This window comes from Streptomyces sp. NPDC003635 (assembly GCF_053587635.1).
The window spans coordinates 238,473-258,928 of sequence record NZ_JBSFOK010000005.1 but is presented as its reverse complement, the minus strand read 5'-3'; the positions used below and the strand labels follow the sequence as shown (position 1 = coordinate 258,928).

Annotated in this window: 20 protein-coding genes; 11 read left to right on the top strand and 9 right to left on the bottom strand. The window is 72.4% G+C overall.

The window, feature by feature from the left end:
• From efeB to ACWDRW_RS07675, 3 genes are all read left to right on the top strand, one after another.
• The coding region (gene efeB, locus ACWDRW_RS07685; protein WP_451721380.1) for an iron uptake transporter deferrochelatase/peroxidase subunit at positions 1-1,224 on the top strand (1,224 nt) is incomplete at its 5' end.
• A gap of 5 nt (positions 1,225-1,229) precedes the next feature.
• Entirely contained in the window at positions 1,230-2,102 is an 873-nt protein-coding gene (gene efeU / locus ACWDRW_RS07680) for an iron uptake transporter permease EfeU (protein WP_451721379.1), read from the top strand.
• Positions 2,062-3,057: a hypothetical protein gene (locus ACWDRW_RS07675; protein WP_451721378.1), complete on the top strand. Its 996-nt coding sequence runs from the start codon at positions 2,062-2,064 to the stop codon at positions 3,055-3,057. The genes efeU and ACWDRW_RS07675 overlap by 41 nt, the downstream gene beginning before the upstream one ends.
• A 51-nt stretch (positions 3,058-3,108) precedes the next feature.
• On the opposite strand, the gene ACWDRW_RS07670 is transcribed toward ACWDRW_RS07675, so the two are convergent.
• Entirely contained in the window at positions 3,109-3,840 is a 732-nt protein-coding gene (locus ACWDRW_RS07670; protein WP_451721377.1) for a bifunctional DNA primase/polymerase, read from the bottom strand.
• Positions 3,841-3,999: 159 nt separating this feature from the next.
• Here ACWDRW_RS07670 and ACWDRW_RS07665 point away from each other — a divergent pair, with 159 nt between their 5' ends.
• Positions 4,000-4,935 carry a glycerophosphodiester phosphodiesterase gene (locus ACWDRW_RS07665; protein WP_451721376.1) on the top strand — a complete coding sequence of 312 codons (936 nt, stop codon included), beginning with the start codon at positions 4,000-4,002 and terminating at the stop codon, positions 4,933-4,935.
• Here the strand turns inward: ACWDRW_RS07665 and ACWDRW_RS07660 are convergent.
• Positions 4,834-5,448, bottom strand: coding sequence for a TetR/AcrR family transcriptional regulator (locus ACWDRW_RS07660; protein WP_451721375.1), 615 nt, complete (start codon positions 5,446-5,448; stop codon positions 4,834-4,836). The genes ACWDRW_RS07665 and ACWDRW_RS07660 overlap by 102 nt on opposite strands.
• A 107-nt stretch (positions 5,449-5,555) precedes the next feature.
• Between ACWDRW_RS07660 and ACWDRW_RS07655 the strand changes: the two genes are divergently transcribed.
• Positions 5,556-5,744, top strand: a complete 189-nt coding sequence (locus ACWDRW_RS07655) for a DUF6243 family protein (protein WP_451721374.1) — start codon at positions 5,556-5,558, stop codon at positions 5,742-5,744.
• Positions 5,745-5,754: 10 nt separating this feature from the next.
• On the opposite strand, the gene ACWDRW_RS07650 is transcribed toward ACWDRW_RS07655, so the two are convergent.
• From ACWDRW_RS07650 to ACWDRW_RS07640, 3 genes are all read right to left on the bottom strand, one after another.
• Complete coding sequence (locus tag ACWDRW_RS07650) at positions 5,755-6,741, bottom strand: small ribosomal subunit Rsm22 family protein (protein WP_451721373.1); 987 nt, start codon at positions 6,739-6,741, stop codon at positions 5,755-5,757.
• 642 nt (positions 6,742-7,383) lie between these two features.
• Positions 7,384-8,571: a serine hydrolase domain-containing protein gene (locus tag ACWDRW_RS07645; protein WP_451721372.1), complete on the bottom strand. Its 1,188-nt coding sequence runs from the start codon at positions 8,569-8,571 to the stop codon at positions 7,384-7,386.
• On the bottom strand, positions 8,511-9,827 hold the full coding sequence (locus tag ACWDRW_RS07640) for a multidrug effflux MFS transporter (protein ID WP_451721371.1): 1,317 nt from the start codon (positions 9,825-9,827) through the stop codon (positions 8,511-8,513). The genes ACWDRW_RS07645 and ACWDRW_RS07640 overlap by 61 nt, the downstream gene beginning before the upstream one ends.
• 89 nt (positions 9,828-9,916) lie before the next feature.
• On the opposite strand from ACWDRW_RS07640, the gene ACWDRW_RS07635 reads away from it, so the two are divergent.
• Positions 9,917-10,963: a Gfo/Idh/MocA family protein gene (locus ACWDRW_RS07635; RefSeq protein WP_451721370.1), complete on the top strand. Its 1,047-nt coding sequence runs from the start codon at positions 9,917-9,919 to the stop codon at positions 10,961-10,963.
• On the opposite strand, the gene ACWDRW_RS07630 is transcribed toward ACWDRW_RS07635, so the two are convergent.
• Positions 10,950-12,590, bottom strand: a complete 1,641-nt coding sequence (locus ACWDRW_RS07630) for an alkaline phosphatase D family protein (RefSeq protein ID WP_451721369.1) — start codon at positions 12,588-12,590, stop codon at positions 10,950-10,952. The two genes, ACWDRW_RS07635 and ACWDRW_RS07630, sit on opposite strands and share 14 nt — an antisense overlap.
• Positions 12,591-12,724: 134 nt before the next feature.
• Between ACWDRW_RS07630 and ACWDRW_RS07625 the strand changes: the two genes are divergently transcribed.
• The 3 genes from ACWDRW_RS07625 to ACWDRW_RS07615 all read left to right on the top strand — a co-directional run bounded on the left by ACWDRW_RS07625 (position 12,725) and on the right by ACWDRW_RS07615 (position 16,172).
• Positions 12,725-13,492, top strand: a complete 768-nt coding sequence (locus ACWDRW_RS07625; protein ID WP_451721368.1) for an SDR family oxidoreductase — start codon at positions 12,725-12,727, stop codon at positions 13,490-13,492.
• 358 nt (positions 13,493-13,850) lie between these two features.
• Entirely contained in the window at positions 13,851-15,305 is a 1,455-nt protein-coding gene (locus ACWDRW_RS07620; protein ID WP_451721367.1) for an ABC transporter permease, read from the top strand.
• 183 nt (positions 15,306-15,488) lie between these two features.
• Entirely contained in the window at positions 15,489-16,172 is a 684-nt protein-coding gene (locus tag ACWDRW_RS07615; RefSeq protein ID WP_451721366.1) for an ABC transporter ATP-binding protein, read from the top strand.
• Between the two features lie 15 nt (positions 16,173-16,187).
• On the opposite strand, the gene ACWDRW_RS07610 is transcribed toward ACWDRW_RS07615, so the two are convergent.
• The gene (locus ACWDRW_RS07610) at positions 16,188-17,186 is read right to left on the bottom strand and encodes an aldo/keto reductase (protein ID WP_451721364.1); all 999 of its coding nucleotides are present in this window, start codon (positions 17,184-17,186) and stop codon (positions 16,188-16,190) included.
• A 61-nt stretch (positions 17,187-17,247) separates the two neighbouring features.
• Positions 17,248-17,574: a nuclear transport factor 2 family protein gene (locus ACWDRW_RS07605; protein WP_451721362.1), complete on the bottom strand. Its 327-nt coding sequence runs from the start codon at positions 17,572-17,574 to the stop codon at positions 17,248-17,250.
• 132 nt (positions 17,575-17,706) lie between these two features.
• Here ACWDRW_RS07605 and ACWDRW_RS07600 point away from each other — a divergent pair, with 132 nt between their 5' ends.
• Together ACWDRW_RS07600 and ACWDRW_RS07595 are read left to right on the top strand one after the other, a co-directional pair.
• A complete protein-coding gene (locus tag ACWDRW_RS07600; protein WP_451721360.1) occupies positions 17,707-18,264 on the top strand; it encodes a DoxX family membrane protein in 558 nt (185 codons plus the stop codon).
• A gap of 77 nt (positions 18,265-18,341) precedes the next feature.
• Complete coding sequence (locus tag ACWDRW_RS07595) at positions 18,342-18,695, top strand: MazG-like family protein (protein ID WP_451721358.1); 354 nt, start codon at positions 18,342-18,344, stop codon at positions 18,693-18,695.
• Between the two features lie 20 nt (positions 18,696-18,715).
• Here ACWDRW_RS07595 and ACWDRW_RS07590 read toward each other — a convergent pair whose 3' ends face one another.
• Positions 18,716-20,407, bottom strand: a complete 1,692-nt coding sequence (locus ACWDRW_RS07590) for an SWIM zinc finger family protein (protein WP_451721356.1) — start codon at positions 20,405-20,407, stop codon at positions 18,716-18,718.
• Between the last annotated feature and the right edge of the window lie 49 nt (positions 20,408-20,456).

Genomic DNA, 20,456 nt, shown 5'->3' with positions numbered 1-20,456 from the left:
CGGCCCGCCCCCCCCCCGCCCCGCCCCGCGCTGTTCGGGGGGGGGGGCGCGGGGCCGGGGCGTGGGTCAGCCGCGGCGGGCGGCGCCGTCGCCGTGGCCCGCACCGGCGACGACGCCGCCCCCTCGACCGAGGTGCCCTTCCACGGTGCCCATCAGGCCGGTATCGCCACGCCCGTGCAGGACCGGCTGCACTTCGCGTCGTTCGACGTGAAGACCGAAGACCGCGCCGAGTTCGTCCAGATGCTCAAGGACTGGACCGCCGCCGCGCGCCGGATGACCGCCGGGCATCCGGTCGGCGAGGGCGGCTTCGGCGGGCTGCCCGAGGCGCCCCCGGACGACACCGGAGAGGCGCTCGGCCTCCAGCCCTCCCGGCTGACGCTGACCATCGGCTTCGGCCCCTCCCTGTTCGCGAAGTTCGACCTCGCCGACCAGCGTCCCGAGGCCCTCGTCGACCTGCCGAAGTTCGCCGGCGACAACCTCGACAGGAACCGCAGCGACGGCGACCTGTGCGTGCAGGCCTGCGCGGACGACCCGCAGGTCGCGGTGCACGCCATCCGCAACCTCGCTCGGATCGGCTTCGGCAAGGTCGTCATCCGCTGGTCCCAGCTCGGCTTCGGGAAGACCTCCTCCACCACGCCCGAGGCGCAGACCCCGCGCAACCTCATGGGCTTCAAGGACGGCACCCGCAACATCGCGGGCACCGAGACGGACCGGCTGAAGAAGTTCGTGTGGGTGGGCGAACAGGAGGGCCCCGACTGGATGGTGGGCGGCTCCTATCTGGTGGCCCGGCGCATCCGGATGCACATCGAGACCTGGGACCGCACCTCGCTGCAGGAGCAGGAGGACATCATCGGCCGCGACAAGGGCGAGGGCGCCCCGGTCGGCAAGGCCAAGGAACGCGACGAGCCGTTCCTGAAGGCGATGCTCCCCAACGCGCACGTGCGGCTCGCGCACCCCGACTCCAACGACGGGGCGACGATCCTGCGCCGCGGCTACTCCTTCACCGACGGCACCGACGGCCTGGGCCGCCTGGACGCGGGCCTGTTCTTCCTGGCCTACCAGAAGGACGTGCGCCGGGGCTTCATCCCGATCCAGCGCAGCCTCGCTCCGGACACCCTCAACGAGTACATCCAGCATGTGGGTTCGGCGGTCTACGCCGTCCCGCCGGGCGTCCGTGACAAGGACGACTGGTGGGGGCGGGCGCTGTTCGAGGGGAGGGCGTAGGGCGGATGTTCGCTAACTATCTGATCGGCCTGCGCGAGGGTCTGGAGGCGAGTCTCGTCGTCTGCATCCTCGTCGCCTACCTGGTGAAGACGGACCGCAGGGACGCCCTGAAGCCCGTCTGGACCGGCATCGCCGTCGCGGTGGCGCTCGCCCTGGGCTTCGGCTGCGCCCTCGAATTCGGCTCCCAGGAGCTGACGTTCGAGGCGCAGGAGGCGCTCGGCGGCTCGCTGTCGATCCTCGCGGTGGGGCTCGTGACCTGGATGGTGTTCTGGATGCGGCGCACCGCCCGGCACCTGAAGGCGGAGCTGCACGGCAAGCTGGACGCCGCCCTCCAGATGGGCACCGGCGCGCTGGTCGCCACCGCGTTCCTCGCGGTGGGCCGGGAAGGCCTGGAGACGGCCCTGTTCGTGTGGACGTCGGTGCGCGCGGCGGGCGACGGCTCCGCGCGCCCGGTCGTCGGCGCGGGTCTGGGCCTGGCCACGGCGGTCTTCCTGGGCTGGCTGTTCTACCGCGGCGCCCTGAGGATCAACCTGGCCAGGTTCTTCACCTGGACCGGCGGCATGCTGGTGGTGATCGCGGCGGGCGTGCTGGCGTACGGCTTCCACGACCTCCAGGAGGCCGACTGGCTGCCGGGCCTGACGAACAAGGCCTTCGACATCACCGGGGCGATCCCGCCGGACAGTTGGTACGGCACGCTGCTGAAGGGTGTGTTCAACTTCCAGCCCGATCCGACCGTCCTCCAGGTCACGGTGTGGCTGCTGTACCTGATCCCGACGCTCGCACTCTTCTTCGCCCCGGTAGGGTTCGCCTCCGGGAAGGGGAAGGTGAAGGAACCCGATGAGCACGGATCGCGGCCTGCGAAGGCTCCGCAGTCTTGACCGGAGGGTGCTGATAGCGGCCTCTGTGACCGCTTTGTCGTTGACGGCGAGCGGGTGCGTCGTGGTGCACGGGGAACGAGAGCTGATCCCCGCCGCCTCGCAGGCCGAGGCCGCCAAGGCCCTGAAGGACTTCACCGCCGCGTACAACGCGGCGGACGAGGCCTACGACAGCTCCCTGGACGCCGACCATGTCACCGGCGCGCTCGGTGACATCGACGAGGCGCGGCTGAAGGCGGGCCGCGCCAACAGCCCGGACGGCAACTCCGGGCACTCTCCACTGGAGTTCACCGACGCCGAGTTCACCATCCCGAAGAAGCCGGGCTGGCCGCGCTGGTTCCTGGCCGACGCGCAGGGCAACCGCGGCGGTGACTCCCGCTGGCTGCTGGTGTTCACCCGGGACAAGCTGGACGCGCCCTGGGAGGTCGCGTATCTGACGCTGGTGGCGCCGGAGGACCTGCCCGAGTTCAAGAAGGACAAGGACGGCTGGGCCGAGGCGGTGGACGCGAACTCCACCGAAGTCGCCATAGCGCCGGGCAACCTGAGCAAGGACTACGCGACCTACCTCAAGGGCGGCGGCGCGATCTTCGCGGACGGCAGCCACACCTCGGACTGGCGGGACAAGCGCGCGAAGAACGCGGAACGGCCGGGTCTGGTCACGCAGTACATCGACGAGCCGCTGACCGAGGGCGACTACGCCCCGCTCGCGCTGCGCACGGCGGACGGCGGGGCGCTGGTGTTCTTCGCCACGCACCACTTCCAGAAGCAGACGGCCGCGCCGGGCACGTCGGTGCCGACGCCCAACAAGGACGTCCTGGCCCTGACGAAGGGCGAGATCAAGCAGTCGCTGACGATGGAGTTCGTCTCGAACGAGGTGGCGCTGAACCCGAAGAGGGGTTCCGGGCAGGTCTCGGTGCTGGGCCGAATCGAGGGACTGACCGGCGCGAAGGGCGAGTAGACCCTGCTGAGATCGGCGCGAAGGGCGAGTCGCGCGCCGGTCGACTCCGGGTCAGCGGCGCGAGGGCCAGGCCGCGTGCGCGTGGTCGGGGCCCTGACCGGCGTGGCGGGCGCAGGAGTCGGTGAGGACCTCCAGCAGGCTGAGCGGGTCCGGGAGCGGATGCTCGGGCCCGCGCACCCAGCGCACACCCTGGTCGTCACCGGTGAGGCGGGCGGGCGGCACGAGGACGTACGAACCGCGGCAGTGCCACCGTAGGCCCGGATGCTCGTCCATCGTCTCGGGGTGGCAGTCCAGTTCGCAGGGCCACCACTCGTCCTCGTCCTCGGGGGTGCCCCGGGTGAGGGTGAAGTAGAGCATGCGGCCGGCGTCGCTCTCGGCGACCGGGCCGACCTCGACGCCCGCGTCGAGGAGGCGGCCGAGGGCCTCGCGGCCCGCTTCCAGGGGGACGTCCAGGACGTCGTGGACCATGCCGGTGGCGGTGATGAAGTTGGCCTGCGGCTGGTGGCGGGCCCAGCGCTCGATCTGCGCGCGGTCGGTGGTGGACTGCGTCTGCCAGGCGAACGACACCGGGTGCTGGGCGGGGGTGGGACAGCCGACGCGGTCGCAGGAGCAGCGGTACCCCGGGGCGGGGAACGCGGCGGGCGCCAGCGGCAGTCCCGCCGAGGCGGCGGCGAGCAGCAGGGCCTCACGACCGCCGTCGTCGGCGGTCTGCTGGGGACGGCGGCCGCGCAGCCACCGGGAGAGTTTGCCCTGCAGGCCTTGGTCGCCGAACTCCGCGCTCATCTATCCCCTCGCCTCGCTGTCGTGCGGAACAGCATGCCTTATGGTCCCATCATCCTGCGCTCCGGGGGGGCCGGAGCCGACAACAGGGGTAGGTGGGACGAGCCCGGGATCGAGTGTCATTGCACGCTTTGACACGATTTACGGCCCTACGGTGTCGCCATGGTCACCTGGACCGGACTGACCGCCTCCGCGGCGTGCGCGGCCTGCCTGATCTCCCCGGCCCCGCTGGAGTGGGGCCGGGCGCCCCTGACCGTGGACGCGCTGCCCCGCATCACCTACGTCGCCCATCGCGGCGGCGCCCGCGAGGTGCCCGAGAACAGCATGGCGGGCCTGACGGCGGCGTTCGCTCGCGGGACGGCGCAGGTGCTGGACTTCGACACCCGCGTGCTGCGCGACGGCACGCCGGTGGTCGTCCACGACCCGACCCTGGACAGGACGACCTACGGCACCGGCGAGGTGCGCGCGCTGGACGCCCGCGGCTGGTCGGCCGTACGGCTGCGCCCCGCCCGTTCGCTCCCGGGCCGCTGGCGCCCGGAGCGCCCGCCGACGGTGGCGGAGGTGCTGGACCGCTTCGGCGGGCGGATCGTGCTGATGCTGGAGGCGAAGGAGCCGGGGAGCCTGGGCCGGCTTGCCGCGCTGATCCGCGCCCGGGGCCTGACCCGCTCGGTCCTGGTGAACACGAACGACCCGGGGGTGGCGCGGCGCGCGGACCGCCTGGGCCTGCTCACGCAGCTGTGGCGCTCGGCCCGCCAGCTGCGCACGGACCGCCCGGCCGCCTGGCGGTCCTACGTGGACGTCCTGGACGTGGACCACCGGGCGCGGGACGCCGATCTGCGGCGGGCGGTGCGGTCGGGGATCCCCCGGGTCTGGGCGCACACGGTGGTGACCCCGGCCCAGCGGGACCGGGTGCTGGCGCTGGGCTGCGACGGGGTGATCACGGACGCGCCGGGGCGGCTGGCGCGGGCGGCTCGGCGGGAAGTGCGGCCCGGGGGATCAGCGGGGCGCGATGCCGTGCAGGGCGTAGTCGACGAGGGTGTCGGTGTACTCGTAGGAGATGGGCCCGGTGTACTGCAGCCAGCGTTGCGCGACGGGTGAGACGAACAGCTCCAGCGCGATGCGCGGGTCGACGTCCGGGCGGACGTCCCCGCTCTCCTGGGCGGCGCGCAGGCGATCGACGTAGAGCTGGAGCGAGGGTTCGAGCATCCTGGCGACGAACTGCCGGCCGAGTTCCTCGTTGACGACGCCCTCGGCGGCGAGGGCGCGGGAGGGCACCTCGAAGCGGGGGTCCTTGAGCTCGTCGACGGTGGCGCGGAGCACGGCCTTGAGATCGGCGGCGAGATCACCGCTGTCGGGGATGGCGTACGGCTCCTGCCCCGCCTCCCGGGTCACCTGCTCGCCCAGGTCGAGGAAGGCCTCCATCAGCACCTCCGCCTTCGACGACCACCAGCGGTAGATCGTCTGCTTGCCGACGCCGGCCCGGGCGGCGATGCCCTCGATGGTGGTCTTCGGGTATCCGACCTCGGCGACCAGGGCGAGGGCGGCGTCGTAGATGGCGCGGCGGGACTTCTGACTGCGGCGAGTGGAGTCGGGGGCGAGGTTCTTGGCCATGGGTCGAATTTATCAGGTTGACAAGACGGAACGTCTCGCTGGAGCCTAGGACCATGAATCATCCGAGACGATACGTCTCGGCTTATCTGGAACGGAAGGAGCCGACGATGTCGCGAGGCGGAGCCGGGAACATGCTCGGAGTGGGCGGCACCCGCAGGAACCTCGGCCGTGACGCACTGCGCGGCGGCGGCCGGGGCGAGCGGGTGGGCGGCGCCCAGGACCCCCGGGCACAGAAACGAGAGCTGCTGAGGAAGCTTCAGGAGCGACGCGGGGAGGAAGGCAGGGCGGACGAGTAGGTCCCGCCGGTCACCGGGCCGGGGGCCAGGGGTCGCCCCAGTCCGCGTCCCGGGCTGCCTTGTAGAGGTCGCCGTGGCGTTTGGTGACGGTGGTCCGGGCGAGGGCGGGGTCCGTCTCGCACAGGTCGAGGAGGACCTGGCCCTTGCGGATCTGGGGCTTGCGGACGACGCGGGAGGGGGCGGGGGTGACCGGGAAGCGGGTGGCGGCGACGTAGGCGAACTTCTCGTCCTCGTAGGCGAGGGAGCCGCCCTTGACCTTGCGGTGCAGGGAGGAGCGGGAGACGCGGGTGGCGAAGTGGCACCAGTCGCTGCCCGGGGTGATGGGACAGCGCGCGCTGTGCGGGCAGGGGGCGGCGATGTGGAACCCGGCGCCGATCAGGCGGTCGCGGGCCTCGATGACGCGGGTGTACCCGTCGGGGGTGCCGGGTTCGACGATCACGACGGCCTGGGCGGCGGAGGCCACGGTGTCGACGAGGGAGTCGCGGTCCTGCCGGGTGAGCTCGTTGAGGACGTAGGAGACGGTGACGAGATCGGTGCTCTCGATGGAGAGCGCTGATCCGATACGAGAGCGCTGCCAGCGGACGTCGTGGAGTTCCGGGTTGGCGGCGGCGAGCTCGCGCCCGAGGGCGAGGGCGGGCTCGGCCCAGTCCAGCACGGTGCTGTGGCGGGGCGCGGGCCAGGTGGCGCTCACGGCCCAGGTGGCGGCACCGGTCCCGCCGCCGACGTCGACGTGACTCTCCGGCGCCCACTGCGGGGCGGTTTCGGCGAACGCCGCCAGCGCGGCACGGACGGCGCCGAAGGTGGCGGGCATGCGGTAGGCGGCGTAGGCGGCGACGTCGGCGCGGTCCCGCAGGATCGGCGCGTCCGTGGGCGTCGCCCCGCGGTAGTTGGCGATCAGCCGCTCGACGGCGGCGGAGGCCTGCCGAGCCGGAAGCCCATCAAGAAGCCCGGCAAGGGCGGCACGCAGAATCTCGTCCGAGGCAGCAGGCGCGTTCACCCACCGATTCTAATCTCGGCGCCTCCCCCCCTCAGCCGCGGCGCCTTCCCGCTCAGACTGGGCGCCCCCGGCTCAGGTCTCAGCACCTCCCGCTCAGGCGCGGAGCCTCCCCCTCAGGCGCGGCGCCCATCCCGCTTAGGTCCAGGCTCCCCCGGCTCAGGCTCGGCACCCTGCCGCTATCCTCAGCGCCCTCCCGCTCAGCCTCAGCGCCCTCCCGCTCAGCCTCGGCACCTTCCCCCCCAGGCTCGGCGCCTTCCCCCTCAGGACCGGCACCCCCGGCTCAGGTCTCGGCCCCCTCCCGCTCAGCCTCAGCGCCCTCCCGCTCAAGCTCGGCACCTTCCCGCTCAGCCTCGGCACCTTCCCCCCCAGGCTCGGCGCCTTCCCCCTCAGGACCGGCACCCCCGGCTCAGGTCTCGGCCCCCTCCCGCTCAGCCTCAGCGCCCTCCCGCTCAAGCTCGGCGCCCTCCCGCTCAGCCTCGGCACCTTCCCGCTCAAGCTCGGCACTCTCCCGCTCAGCCTCGGCACCTTCCCCCCAGGCTCGGCGCCTTCCCCCTCAGGACCGGCACCCCCGGCTCAGGTCTCGGCCCCCTCCCGCTCAGCCTCAGCGCCCTCCCGCTCAAGCTCGGCACCCTCCCGCTCAGGTCAGCGTCCCCGTATCGCCCGGGCCACCCGGGACGCCGCCGCCGCGCGCGGGCGGCTGTCCGGGGGGCGGCGTCTTGGGTGGACCGTGTTCGCCAGGAGGACCAGGAACGTGTCCGTCGCGCGGTCCAGGACCAGCATCGTGCCGGTGAAGCCCGTGTGGCCCGCCGCTCCCCGGCCCGCCAACTCCCCCATGAACCACTCCTGGTCCATCGCGAAGCCCAGCCCCGGCGGGGTCAGCAGCAGTTCCACGAAGTCCGGGCCCAGGATGCGGGCCGGCCCGTAGGAGCCCCCGGCCAGCAGCGCCCGGCAGAACACCGCGAGGTCCCGCGCCGTGGAGAACAGGCCCGCGTGCCCCGCCACGCCGCCCAGCGCCCACGCGTTCTCGTCGTGGACGACGCCCCGCAGCATGCCCCGGTCCGCCTTCGCCCACGGCCGCCTCTGGTCCTCCGTCGCCGCGGCGCCCGGATACGGCCCGAAACGGGTCGCCGTCATGCCCAGCGGCCGGGTGATGCCGTCGTGGACCAGGACGTCGAGGCCGCGCCCGGTGATGCGCTCCAGGACCTGTTGCAGCAGCAGGAGGTTGACGTCCGAATAGCAGTACGTCCCCGGCACCCCCACCGGCACCTCCGCCCGCAGCCGGGCCCACCGCTCCGCGTCGTCGGCGCAGTCGTACAGCGGCACCTCCGGCCGCAGCCCGGACGTGTGCGTCAGCAGCTGCCGTACCGTCACCCCGTGCCGCGCCGCCCCGCGGAAGTCCGGCAGATACGCCCCCACCTCCGCGTCGATCCCGAGCGTCCCCCGCTCGATCTGCTGCACCGCGGCCACGGCCGTGAAGACCTTCGTCAGGGACGCCAGGTCGAAGGCGGTCTGCACCGTCATCGGGACGCGGGAGGCCACCGGGAGCTCCACCCCGGCGTCCTTCTCCGGGTCGTACGAGGCGTACCGCACCGCCCAACCCGCCGCCTCCTCCACGGCCACACAGGGGCCACGTCCGGCGATCACCACGGCCCCCGCCGCCCAGGGCCGCTCGCCCGTCGTCAGGGCGTGGACCTCGCGGACCAGGTGGGCGAGTTCCTCGGAATCGAGGCCCGCCCGTTCCGGAGTGTCGCCGCGCAGTCTCGGTGCGCTCAGCTCCCCGCTCCCTCCACGCTCGCCACCATGTCCCCGCGCTTGTTCCAGGGCCGGCACATTCCCACGAAGCAGGCCGACGCCACCAGCGCGGCGGCCAGTTGGACCACCGCCATGGGCACGGCCGTGCCCTCCCCGGCGACCCCCACCAAGGGCGAGGCGACGGCGCCGATCAGAAAGGACGAGGTACCCAGCAGCGCCGACGCCGAACCCGCCGCCTGCTTGGTGCGCAGCAGCGCCAGGGTCTGGGTGTTGGGCAGCGTCACGCCCATGGCCGACATCAGCACGAACAGCGCGGCGGCCACCGGCACCAGGCCCACCTCGCCGAACGCCCCCGCCGACATCAGCAGCAGCGCCGCGGCGGCCAGCAGCACCACGCCGAGGCCCACCGCGAGCACCGAGTCCAGGCTCACCCGCCCGACCAGCACCTTGCCGTTGATCTGGCCGACGACGACCAGACCGATGGAGTTCAGGCCGAACAGCAGGCTGAAGGTCTGCGGGGAGGCGCCGTAGATCTCCTGGATCACGAAGGGGGAGGCGGAGATGTACGCGAACAGCGCGGCGAAGGCGAAGCCGCCGGTCAGCATGTAACCCGCGAAGGCGCGGTCGGCGAGCAGCCCCCGCATCGAGCGCAGGGCCTCGCCGACGCCTCCCGAGTGCCGGTCGGCCGGGGCGAGGGTCTCCGGCAGCCGTGCCCACACCACGCCGGCCAGCGCCACCCCGACCACGGTCAGCACGACGAACACGCCCCGCCAGTCGGTGACCCGCAGGATCTGACCGCCGATCAGGGGCGCCACGATCGGCGCGACGCCGGAGATCAGCATGAGGGTGGAGAAGAAGCGGGCCATGGCGACGCCGTCGTAGAGGTCGCGGACGACCGCCCGGGCGATCACGATCCCGGCCGCGCCCGCCAGCCCCTGCGCGAGCCGGAAGGCGACCAGGAACTCGACCGTCGGCGCGACGGCGCACAGGGCGGTGGCGAGGACGTACACCGCGAGGCCGATCAGCAGCGGGCGACGGCGGCCCCACCGGTCGCTCATCGGGCCGACCACGAGCTGGCCGAGCGCCATGCCGGCCAGGCAGGCGGTGAGCGTGAGCTGGACGGTCGCGGCGGGGGCGCTCAGGGCCTCGGTGACCTGCGGGAGTGCGGGCAGGTACATGTCCATCGCCAGCGGGGGCGTGGCGGTCAGCCCGCCGAGGACCAGGGTGACCAGCAGACCGGTGCGCCGCATGGCGCGGGCGGCCGGATCCGTCTTCGGTACGGCCGCCTGCGCCTCGTTCGGTATGGATGCCCTGGACGCCCCGGTGTCGGGCATGTGCCCCTCCCTCTTCTCACGATGCCGCCCCTATGCTCTCAGCTCGAACACAGTGCCGAGGGTCACTACAGCAAGGGTGGGGTTCGGGGATGACTGCGGGGACGACAGAGGAGAAGGTGCGCTGGGGGATCCTGGCGACCGGGGGGATCGCGGCCACGTTCACGGCCGATCTGGTGGACCTGCCGGACGCCGAGGTCGTGGCGGTGGCCTCGCGGTCGCAGGCGTCGGCGGACGCGTTCGCGGAGCGGTTCGGGATCGGGCGGGCGTACGGCGACTGGGCCGCGCTGGCGGCGGACGAGGACATCGATGTCGTGTACGTCGCCACTCCGCACGCGGCGCACCGGGTCGCCGCGGGGCTGTGTCTGGAGGCCGGGCGGAACGTGCTGTGCGAGAAGGCCTTCACGCTGAACGCGCGGGAGGCCGAGGAGCTGGTCGGCCTGGCGAAGGCGCGCGGGAGCTTCCTGATGGAGGCCATGTGGATGTACTGCAATCCGCTGGTCCGGAAGATGAAGGCGCTGGTCGACGACGGGGCGATCGGCGAAGTGCGCAGTGTGCAGGCCGACTTCGGGCTGGCCGGGCCCTTCCCGCCCGCCCACCGCCTGCGCGACCCCCTCCAGGGCGGGGGCGCGCTGCTCGATCTCGGGGTCTACCCGGTGTCGTTCGCGCAGCTGCTGCTCGGGGAGCCCTCGGACGTCGTCGCCAGAGCGGTGCTCTCGGACGAGGGTGTCGATCTCCAGACCGGAGCACTGCTCTCCTGGGAGAGCGGCGCTCTGGCTTCGGTGCACTGCTCCATCATCGGCGGTACGGCGACCTCGGCGTCGGTCACCGGCTCGCACGGCCGGATCGACATCCCGTACGGCTTCTTCTTCCCGGACCACTTCGTGCTGCACCGGGACGGCCGCGAACCGGAGCGGTTCGGCGCCGACCCGGCCGACGGCCCCCGCGCCAGCCTGCGCCACGAGGCCACCGAGGTGATGCGCGCCCTGCGGGCCGGGGAGACCGAGTCCCCGCTCGTCCCGCTGGACGGGACCCTCGCCGTCATGCGGACGCTCGACGCGATCCGGGACCGCGTCGGCGTCCGCTACCCGAGCGAGACGGGCGAGCCCTCGGGCGAGGCGGCGCTCACGCCGGCTTGAGCCCCGGCTCCCCCGCCTCCGTCACGAAGGACGCGGCCGTCGTGACCGGCGCCCCCGGCGTGGTCACGTACGGCACCGTCCGGAAGTCGGCCCGCGCCCGCCGCTCGTCCAGCGCGACGGTCACGTAGCCGCGCCGGCCGTTGTAGAACCTCAGGTGCGGGTTGGCGGTCATGTAGGTGTCCCAGTTCGCGGGCTTGTCGGCGCCGTCCCGGCCGCTCGCGATCGAGGTCGCCACGATCTCCGTGCCCCGGATCCGCGAGGCCGGGTCGTCGAAGTCGTCCTTGATGTCGAAGGCGTACCCGACGTGCACATCGCCGGTGAGCACCATGAGGTTGTCGACGCCCGCGGCCTCGGCGCCCTCCAGGATCCGGCGGCGGGAGGCGCGGTAGCCGTCCCAGGCGTCCATCGAGACCCGGGAGGGCTCGGTGAGGTCGAACTTGCGCTGCGAGAAGACGACCTGCTGCGGGACGACGTTCCACAGCGCCCGCGAGGACCGCCAGCCGTCCAGCAGCCACCGCTCCTGCGTCTCGCCGGTCATCGTGCGCGCCGGGTCGTCGACCTCGGGCCCGGGCACCTTGGCGCCGTCGCCCTGGGCCTGGTTGGAGCGGTACTGCCGGGTGTCGAGCACGTCGAACTGGGCGAGCCGGCCCCACGTCAGACGCCGGTAGAGCTGCATGTCGGGGCCCTCGGGGAGCTGGGGGCGGCGCAGCGGCTGGTGCTCCCAGTAGGCGCGGTAGGCGGAGGCGCGGCGCAGCAGGAACTCCTCCGGCGGGACGTTGTTCTCCGGGCTGTCGTCGGCGTAGTTGTTCTCGGTCTCGTGGTCGTCCCAGGTGACGACGAAGGGGTGCGCGGCGTGCGCGGCGCGTAGATCGGGGTCGGACTTGTAGAGGGCGTACCGCAGTCGGTAGTCCTCCAGGGTCAGGGTCTCCCGGTTGAACACGGCCGGCAGGACGCGGTCGGTGTAGTTGCGGGAGCCGCCGACGGAGGTGACGGCGTACTCGTAGAGGTAGTCGCCGAGGTGGAAGACGACGTCGACGTCGTCGGCGGCGAGATGGCCGTAGGGGGTGAAGTAGCCGTCGTGGTACGCCTGGCAGGAGACGGCGGCCAGCTTGAGCCCGGAGCTGTGGGCGCCGGGGGCGGGGGCGGTGCGGGTGCGGCCGGTCTCGGAGATCCAGGAGCCGGCCCGGAAGCGGTAGTACAGGACGCGGTCGGTGTCGAGGTGGCCGACCTCGACGTGGACGGTGTGCTGGAACTCGGGGTGCGCGGTGGCGGTGCCGCGTCTGACCGTGCGGCGGAAGTTCTCGTCGCGGGCCAGCTCCCAGTGCACGGTCACGCGCTCGGCGGGCAGTCCGCCGTCGGGCTGGTAGGGGGCGGGGGCGAGGCGGGTCCACAGCAGGACCGAGCCGGGCAGCGGGTCGCCGGAGGCGACGCCGAGGGTGAACGGGTTCTCGGTGATCTTCCGGGCGTCCAGCTCGGCGGCGCCCGCGACACCGGCCGTGGGCAGGTTCACCGCGAAGGCGAGCGCGGCGGCCGCGCCCGTGACCGTGAGGAAGCGACGGCGGCCCAAGTGGCGGGCCGCCGCGCGCAGTTCGGGGGCGTGCTGTGACTGGCGTGCGTCGAGTGTCATCCGGTCCTCCCCTGGCGAAATGAATGCACCAGGCATTGGAGTGGTCGGGGACGACACGCGATTGGCGCGTACACAACACTCGGATGGCGGACGGATGAGTTCCGGATGGCGGACCTCCCCTACGCTGCGGGCCCATGAATGCGAAGCAAACTGACAGGCCGAGGACCGCGGTGGTGACCGGAGCCGGCTCCGGCATCGGACGCGCGGTCGCCGTGGAACTGCTGCGCGCGGGCTGGTCGGTGGCGCTGGCGGGCCGCCGCACCGGGCCCCTGGAGGAGACGGCGGCGCTGGCACCCGAGGGCGCCGCCCTCGCCGTACGCACGGACGTGGCGCGGCCCGAGGACGTGGCCGCGCTGTTCGCCGCCACGGTGGACCGGTTCGGGCGGGTCGATCTGCTGTTCAACAACGCGGGGACGTTCGGGCCGGGCGGGGTGCCGGTGGAGGAGCTGCCCTACGACGCCTGGCGGCACGTGGTGGACACCAACCTCAACGGGGCGTTCCTGTGCGCGCAGGCGGCGTTCCGGCAGATGAAGGAGCAGGATCCCCGGGGCGGCCGGATCATCAACAACGGGTCCATCTCCGCCCACACGCCCCGTCCGCACTCCGTCGCCTACACGGCGACCAAGCACGCGCTGACGGGCCTGACGAAGTCACTGTCGCTGGACGGCCGGCCGTACGACATCGCGGTCGGGCAGATCGACATCGGCAACGCCGCCACCGACATGACGGCGCGCATGCAGACGGGCGCGCTGCAGGCCAACGGCGAGGTGGCACCGGAACCCGTGATGGACGTGGCCGACGTGGCGCGCACGGTCCGGCACATGGCGGAGCTGCCGCTGGAGGCGAACGTGCAGTTCGCGACGGTGCTGGCGACGGCCATGCCGTACGTGGGGCGAGGCTGAGCCAGGCCCCAGGGGCCCGGTCTCCCCAACTTGCACAATCGGAATTTAACCGTCCGCACCATTGCGGCCGGTCGGCGGCTTATGCTCAACTCTCCTCCACAAGAGCTTCACAGTTGGAGTGGAGAGCTTCCGGCCACACCGAGGGGGGAGACGGCAGCCGTCCGACGGCGCGGGTTGGGGGTGGACCTCGCGTGGGACCGCGGGGTACGCACCGCGCCGTCGACGGCTGCCGTACGACTCTCAGCAGGTTCACATCCCTTCTCAGGCGGCACCTATCCCTTCCTCACGGCCGCACAACATTCCGTCCCTACCTTGAGGCCGCGCCCACAGCGGGCGCCAAGAACCTTCGAGGAACGGGATGTTTGGCATCTATCTCAAGCGCGAGCTGAGCCGGCGCAAGAAGGCGGCTCTGGTCGTCGCACTGGGTCTGGCGCTCGGCATCGCCCTCGTCATCACGGTCAACTCCGTGTCGGCGGGCATGCAGCAGGCGCAGGACAAGGTCCTGCAGTCCCTTTACGGCCTGGGCACCGACATGACGGTCACCAAGGCCCGATCGGCGCCCGGCGACAACGCCTCGGGCGGACCGAGGTTCGAGTTCGACGCCAAGTCCGACGAGGACGAGGAGCAGAGCTCGGACCGGGTGATGACACAGGGCGGTGAGGCGCTCAGCGCCTCGCTCGTGACGAAGGTGGCCCGGCAGAGCGGGGTCGCCGACGCGGTCGGCGCGCTGACCCTGAACGTCACGAAGGTCGACGGCTCCTTCACGCAGGGCCAGGCGCAGTCCCAGTCCCAGGGCACCCAGTCCCAGGGCGGCCCCGGTGGCACGGGTTCCGGCGCCACCGGCCAGCCGCAGGTCCAGGGCGGCGGCGCCTCCTTCGACGTCAACTCCTACTCGGTCGCCGGTGTCGACGTCACCGACCAGGACCTCGGCCCACTGGCCGGCTCGGAGATCACCTCCGGCAAGACGTTCACGGCGGCGCAGACCGGCGCGAAGGTGGCGGTGCTCAGCAAGTCGTACGCGAAGGAGAACGAGTACAAGGTCGGCGAGACCTTCGAGATCTCCGGCACCAAGTACACGATCATCGGCATCGCGACCCCGGAGAGCAGCGAGTCCACGACCGACGTCTACCTGCCCCTGAAGCAGGCCCAGACGCTGGGCGACGCGAGGAACAAGGTCACGACGATCTACGTCAAGGCCACCGACTCCCAGCGGATCGACGCGGTCAAGTCGACGATCCAGAAGAACATCTCCGGTACGACGGTGACGACGTCCGCGGATATGGCGGACACGGTGTCGGGGTCCCTCTCGACCGCGTCCGACCTCGCGTCGAGCGTCGGCAAGTGGCTGTCGATCGCGGTGCTGGCGGCGGCGTTCCTGGTCGCGGGCCTGCTGACGTCCTCGGCGGTGACGCGCCGGGTCCGCGAGTTCGGCACCCTGAAGGCGCTGGGCTGGACATCGGGCCGGGTCACCCGCCAGGTGGTGGGCGAGGCGATCGTCAGCGGCCTGGTGGGCGGTGTCCTCGGCATCGCGGTGGGCCTGGCGGGCGCCTACACCGTGACGGCGATCAGCCCGACCCTGGAGGCCCAGCTGGGCTCGACGGGCGGCGGCATGGGCGGCGGCGGCATGGGCGGCGGCCCCGGCGCCCAGCAGTCCTCGAACGCCCTGGAGGTGGCCCTCACGGCCCCGGTCAGCGCCACGACGATCGCCCTGGCGGTGGGCCTGGCGGTGGCGGGCGGCCTGATCGCGGGTGGCTTCGGCGGCTGGCGCGCCTCCCGGCTCCGCCCGGCGGACGCCCTGAGGCGCGTCGAGTAACAACCGTTGGCCAGGGCGGGCCGGGGGTGGGACGTGCAGCTTGAGCAGAACTGGCGAACGCCCCCAGCTGTACCCACCCAGGGGCGCGGGGCTGTGTCGACATGCGGCTCCGCCGCGTGAGCACGACCAGCCCCCACCGCCCCCACCCGGCGAACCACACCGAACCACCCCCCAGGAGCCCCGATGTACGACCTCAGAAACGTCACCAAGCGCTACACCCGAGGCAAGGAGACCGTCCTCGCCCTCGACGGCGTCGACCTCACCATCGCGGACGGCGATCAGCTCGTCATCCAAGGCCCCACCGGCGGCGGCAAGTCGACGCTGCTCCAGATGATCGGCGGCCTCGACCGGCCCTCCGAGGGCAGCGTCATGCTGGACGACGTCGACCTCGCCACCGTCAGCGAGGCCCGGCTGACCCGCCTGCGCGCCGAGAAGATCGGCATCATCTTCCAGGCGTTCAACCTGATCCCCACCCTCACCGCCCAGGAGAACGTGGAGACCGCCCTCGTCCCCCTCGGCGTCAGCCCCAAGGAGCGCCGCGAACGCGCCGCCGACGCACTGGACTCCGTCGGCCTCGGCGAGCGCCTCACCCACGTACCGTCGGAGATGTCCGGCGGCCAGCAGCAGCGCGTAGCCATCGCGCGCGCCTTGGTCAAGCGGCCGAAGGTGCTGCTCGCCGACGAACCCACCGGCAACCTCGACGAGGGCACCCGCGACGACATCATGGCCCTGCTGGAGGGACTGTGGCGCGAGCACGGGCTGACCTTCGTGATGGTCACCCACGATTCCTCGATCGCCCGCCGCGCCCCACGGCTCGCCACCATCAGGTCGGGCCGGATCACCCTGACGGAACGGCAGCCGACGTAGTGGAGGACGGGCCGCTCACCGCCCCAGGAGGCCGTCGATCTCGGCCAACTGGGCGTCGGTGAGCGGCCCTTTCGCCAGGGCCCCCGCGTTCTCCTCGGCCTGCGCGACCGTGCGGAACCCCGGAATCGGCACCGTGTGCGGACCGCGCGCCCAGATCCAGGCGAGCGCGCCCTGGGCGCGCGTACGGCTGCCGCTGGTCAGGACCTCCCGGATCGCCTCCACCCGCTTCAGCCACTCGGGATCCGCACCGGACCCGGCCGCGAAACCGGGCAGCCAGGCCGGAGGCGCGTCGCGGATGTCCCCCGCGCCGAGCGCCTGCCCCGCGGCCCGCTTCCCGGTCAGCAACCCCATCGCCAGCGGACTGCGGTTGACGCTCGCGAGCCCCGACTCCGCGCAGAGCGCCAGCATTTCGGGCGCGTCCTGCAGCACATTGAGCCGATGCTGTACCGCAGCGCAGTGGGCGCCCTCGGCGAAGACGGCGGCGCGGGCGGGATCGTCGGTGCTCCAGGCGTAGGCCCGGACGAGCCCCTCGCGCACGAACTCCTCGCAAGTGTCACGGAGTTCGGCCGCTCGGTCGGGGTCGGCCTCCGACAGGTGCAGCTGGTACAGGTCGACGTAGTCGGTGTCCAGGCGCCGCAGCGAGGCGGTCAGGGCGCGACGGGCGTACGCCGGGGAGTCGTCGCCGCCGGTGAGGATGCGGGTCTCCTCGTCGAAGACGTTGCCCCACTTGGTGGCGACGACCACCTCGCTCCGACGCCTGCCCAGCGCGCGCCCGAGGACGCGCTCGCTGTGCCCGGCGCCGTAGGTGTCGGCGGTGTCGAAGAAGGTGACGCCGAGGTCGAGGGCGCGCCGGATCGCCCGTACCGACTCCTCGTCGTCGACCCGGCCCCAGCCCAGCGGCTGTCCGTCCGGATCGGTCCACTCCCCGCCGATGGCCCAGCAGCCGAAGCCGAGGGCGCTGACGTCGATACCGCTGCGGCCGAGAGGCCTGAGGTTCGTCTCCGTTGCGTCCATGACGGCAGACGCTAGGGGTTGAAGCGCGCTTCAGGGCAAGCCCCGGCGCGGAGAGGGACCTTCAGGCCTGGCCCGTCTCGAAGCGGCGGATCTTGCCGTTGTCGTCGACCTCGAAGCGCCAGCGGGTGCGCATCTCGCCCCAGGTGTCGTTGCGGTAGCGGGCGAGGAGGGCGTGGCCGCCGTCGGACTCCCGGTCCACCTCCAGGTGACCGTTGGAGGAGAAGATCTCCCGGTCGATCCAGTCGTCGAGGTCACGGTCGGTGCCGTCGTCCGCCATGGTCGCGTCCGGGGTGAGCAGGTCCATGAACGCCGCCCGGTCGTGCGCGTTGACAGCGGCCACGAAGTCCCGGACGGCTGGGTCGCTGAGGTTCTTCGGTTGGATCGTCATGACCGTCAGACTCACACCGCTCCCGGCACCCCGCCACCCGAACGGCGGCCCGGACAGGCCCACCGCGTGTGCGGGGTGCGACGGTGGACACGCGGGAGGGGACTGTTCCTGCTGTCTGTTACGGGAGACACCGTGAGCTCTTACGACCGACGTGATCTGGGCCTGCTCCTGCTCCGGCTGGGTGCCGGCGGGGTGCTCGCCGCGCACGGCGCGCAGAAGCTGTTCGGCTGGTTCGGCGGAGGAGGTATCAAGGGCACCGGACAGTTCATGGAGTCCGTGGGATACCGGCCCGGAGAGGCGAACGCGAGGATGGCCGGCCTGGCCGAGGCGGGCGGCGGCGCCCTGCTGGCGCTGGGCCTCGCCACCCCGGCGGCGGGCGCGGCGGCGGCCGGCGCGATGACCGGCGCGGCCGCGGTGCACACCCCCAACGGCTTCTTCAACGCGAGCGGCGGCTACGAGTACGCCGCCACCCTGGGCCTGGCCGCGGCCGGCATCGCGGTCAGCGGTCCGGGGCGGCTCTCCCTGGACCACGCGCTCGGCCATGTCCTCGACCGGGGCTGGATGGTCCCGGCGGCACTCGCGGCGACGGCGGCGGGGACGGCGGTCGTCGTCGGCATGCGCAACAAGCGGCTGCGCGAGGAGCGGGAGGGCGAGCAGGTCGCCCTGTTCGAGGACGAGTTCTCGGGCTGAGGGTTCCCCGGCCGGGGATGCCGTGAGTGGAGCGCCCTCGGTGGGGCGTTGTCAGTGGGGCGTGACAGTCTCGCCGTATGACTGAACAGACCGCCACGCCTCCCTCGGCCGACCTGTGGTCCGGCATCGATGACCTGTACGCCTGGCTGGACGCGAACCGTCCGGTCGGCGGCCGGGAGGGCCTGCTCCTGCGCATGCTGAAGCTGTCGGAGGAGGTCGGCGAGGTCGCCGAGGCGGTGATCGGGGCGACCGGGCAGAACCCGCGCAAGGGCGTCACGCACACCTGGGACGACGTACAGGCGGAACTGTGCGACGTCGTGATCACGGCCCTGCTCGCCCTGCGCACGCTCACGCCCGACACCCGGGAGGTGTTCGAGGGACATCTGGCCCGGGTGCGTAAGCGGTCGCTGGGCTCCCGGGCCGGGTCTTAGGGGGCTTGCGGCACCTCGGTTCACATTCCGTGCTCCTCCATCAGTCGCATCAGATTCCGCTTGCGTTTGTGGGCGGCGCGCAGAGCGTGGACATGCGCGGTGAACTCGTCGGGTGTTCCCAGGCGTCGGTGGCAGTCGCGGATGCTCAGGAGCAGGCTGACGAGCCGCTCGTAGACCGTGTTGCCGGTCTGCCGGGTGAGCGGTTCGGCCAGGCGCAGGTAGATCCCGAGCGCGTCGGCGGGACGGTCGGCTCGCACCTGGTCGGCGAGGACGAGCCACTGCCGGTCGTCGGCGCCGGTGACGGTCGCGGCCCGCCAGGCCGCGTCGACGTCCTTGTCGTCGAGCAGGACGTCGACGAGGACGGGGCCGCCGTACCGCCCCGGAAGCTGCCGCTCGGCATCGGCCCGCAGCAAGGTCAGCGCCTGTTCACGCTCGGCCGGCCAGCAGTCGGCCGCCCGCGCGGCGGTGCGCAACTGCTGGTACGTCAGCAGGGTGCGGCGGGCGCGGAAGTGGTCGCGGCGCAGGGCGACGGCATCGGAAAGCCGCGCCGCTCGCGCGTAGCGGTCGCAGAGGTAGTCGACGAGGGCCGTGTCCACGGCGGCGAGGTCCCGCGCCTCACGGATGCCGCGCTCCGCCCAGCGCAACGCCTCCTCGGTGCGCCCCACCCCGTCCAGTTCGCCCGCGATGACCAGGTGCGTGTGACCGTTCGCCGCGAGGTCGGCCGCGTACACGGCGATCACCGTGTCGATGTCACCGCCCGCCTTGGCCAGACGCTCCATCAGGGACTTCTCCGCCCAGCCCGTGCGCTTGCTCCGCCACGCCTCGATCGCCAGCTCACGCAGGGTGGACATGCCCGGTCCGCCGAGGATGTCCGCGTAGTCGAGCGGGTCGATCTCGGTGAGCCCGTCGTCCAACGCGCCGAGCGCGTGTCCGACCAGCCAGCGCGCGAGTTCCTGCGGGTCCGGGGGTGCCGCACGGCACGCTTCGAGATGGGCGTCAGCCAATCCGTCACCGATCTGGCCGAGCCACCCGTCGGAGTCGTCCACGCTGTCCGCCGCGTCGGCCAGCAGCCGCATCGCCTCCCGTGCCACGGAGAGCGCGTCGGCTGCCCGGCCCGAGCGGATGAGTGAGCCGATCGCGGACACCGCCTGCCCCGCCTGGTCGGCGTAGGCGCGGGCGTCGGCGTACTCGACGTACCCGTAGCGTGCGAAGGGACCGATGTCGAGAAGCTCACGGATGCGGGAGGTGACCTCGGCGAGATCCCCGCGGGAGGTCGCGGCCTGGAGCTCAAGGCGATGCCGCAACTTGGGGTCCTCACCGACCTGTTCACGCAGAAGGGCGAGCAACTCGTCCTTGGACAGGGCGGACAGCCACGCGTCGAGGTCCCGCACTCGGCGCCGGGCCGCCTCGCGCTGCTGCGGCAGTCTCGCCCCCTGGGCGAGGACTTTCAGCCCGAGCGCGACCAAGTGCTTGCAGAAGTTGCCTTCCTGGCCGTAGGGGCAGTCGCACTCGCCCGAGAGCCCGCTTGGATCGTCCGCGTCGTCGAAGGTCAGCTCCACGGCGTAACGCTCGGTGCCGTGGACGGTCGCGGTGACCCAGCCGTCACCGACCTCCACGGCGGAGACGGCGTCGAGGTATCCGAGCCCGCGATCGAAGGACCTGGCTCCGGCCCGTGCTCTGAGGCTCGCCTCGGTAAGGCCGCCGGTGACCATTTCGCCCAGCTCCCGGGGGTGTGCTTGCGTGTGCGATCTCAATCGTGCC

Excerpts from the sequence above, each read along its gene's own strand:
- efeU (WP_451721379.1), top strand. The coding sequence starts at position 1,230 with ATGTTCGCTAACTATCTGATCGGCCTGCGCGAGGGTCTGGAGGCGAGT.
- ACWDRW_RS07675 (WP_451721378.1), top strand. The coding sequence starts at position 2,062 with ATGAGCACGGATCGCGGCCTGCGAAGGCTCCGCAGTCTTGACCGGAGG.
- ACWDRW_RS07670 (WP_451721377.1), bottom strand. The coding sequence starts at position 3,840 with ATGAGCGCGGAGTTCGGCGACCAAGGCCTGCAGGGCAAACTCTCCCGG.
- ACWDRW_RS07665 (WP_451721376.1), top strand. The coding sequence starts at position 4,000 with ATGGTCACCTGGACCGGACTGACCGCCTCCGCGGCGTGCGCGGCCTGC.
- ACWDRW_RS07660 (WP_451721375.1), bottom strand. The coding sequence starts at position 5,448 with ATGGCCAAGAACCTCGCCCCCGACTCCACTCGCCGCAGTCAGAAGTCC.
- ACWDRW_RS07655 (WP_451721374.1), top strand. The coding sequence starts at position 5,556 with ATGTCGCGAGGCGGAGCCGGGAACATGCTCGGAGTGGGCGGCACCCGC.
- ACWDRW_RS07640 (WP_451721371.1), bottom strand. The coding sequence starts at position 9,827 with ATGCCCGACACCGGGGCGTCCAGGGCATCCATACCGAACGAGGCGCAG.
- ACWDRW_RS07635 (WP_451721370.1), top strand. The coding sequence starts at position 9,917 with ATGACTGCGGGGACGACAGAGGAGAAGGTGCGCTGGGGGATCCTGGCG.
- ACWDRW_RS07630 (WP_451721369.1), bottom strand. The coding sequence starts at position 12,590 with ATGACACTCGACGCACGCCAGTCACAGCACGCCCCCGAACTGCGCGCG.
- ACWDRW_RS07625 (WP_451721368.1), top strand. The coding sequence starts at position 12,725 with ATGAATGCGAAGCAAACTGACAGGCCGAGGACCGCGGTGGTGACCGGA.
- ACWDRW_RS07620 (WP_451721367.1), top strand. The coding sequence starts at position 13,851 with ATGTTTGGCATCTATCTCAAGCGCGAGCTGAGCCGGCGCAAGAAGGCG.
- ACWDRW_RS07615 (WP_451721366.1), top strand. The coding sequence starts at position 15,489 with ATGTACGACCTCAGAAACGTCACCAAGCGCTACACCCGAGGCAAGGAG.
- ACWDRW_RS07610 (WP_451721364.1), bottom strand. The coding sequence starts at position 17,186 with ATGGACGCAACGGAGACGAACCTCAGGCCTCTCGGCCGCAGCGGTATC.
- ACWDRW_RS07605 (WP_451721362.1), bottom strand. The coding sequence starts at position 17,574 with ATGACGATCCAACCGAAGAACCTCAGCGACCCAGCCGTCCGGGACTTC.
- ACWDRW_RS07595 (WP_451721358.1), top strand. The coding sequence starts at position 18,342 with ATGACTGAACAGACCGCCACGCCTCCCTCGGCCGACCTGTGGTCCGGC.
- ACWDRW_RS07590 (WP_451721356.1), bottom strand. The coding sequence starts at position 20,407 with ATGGTCACCGGCGGCCTTACCGAGGCGAGCCTCAGAGCACGGGCCGGA.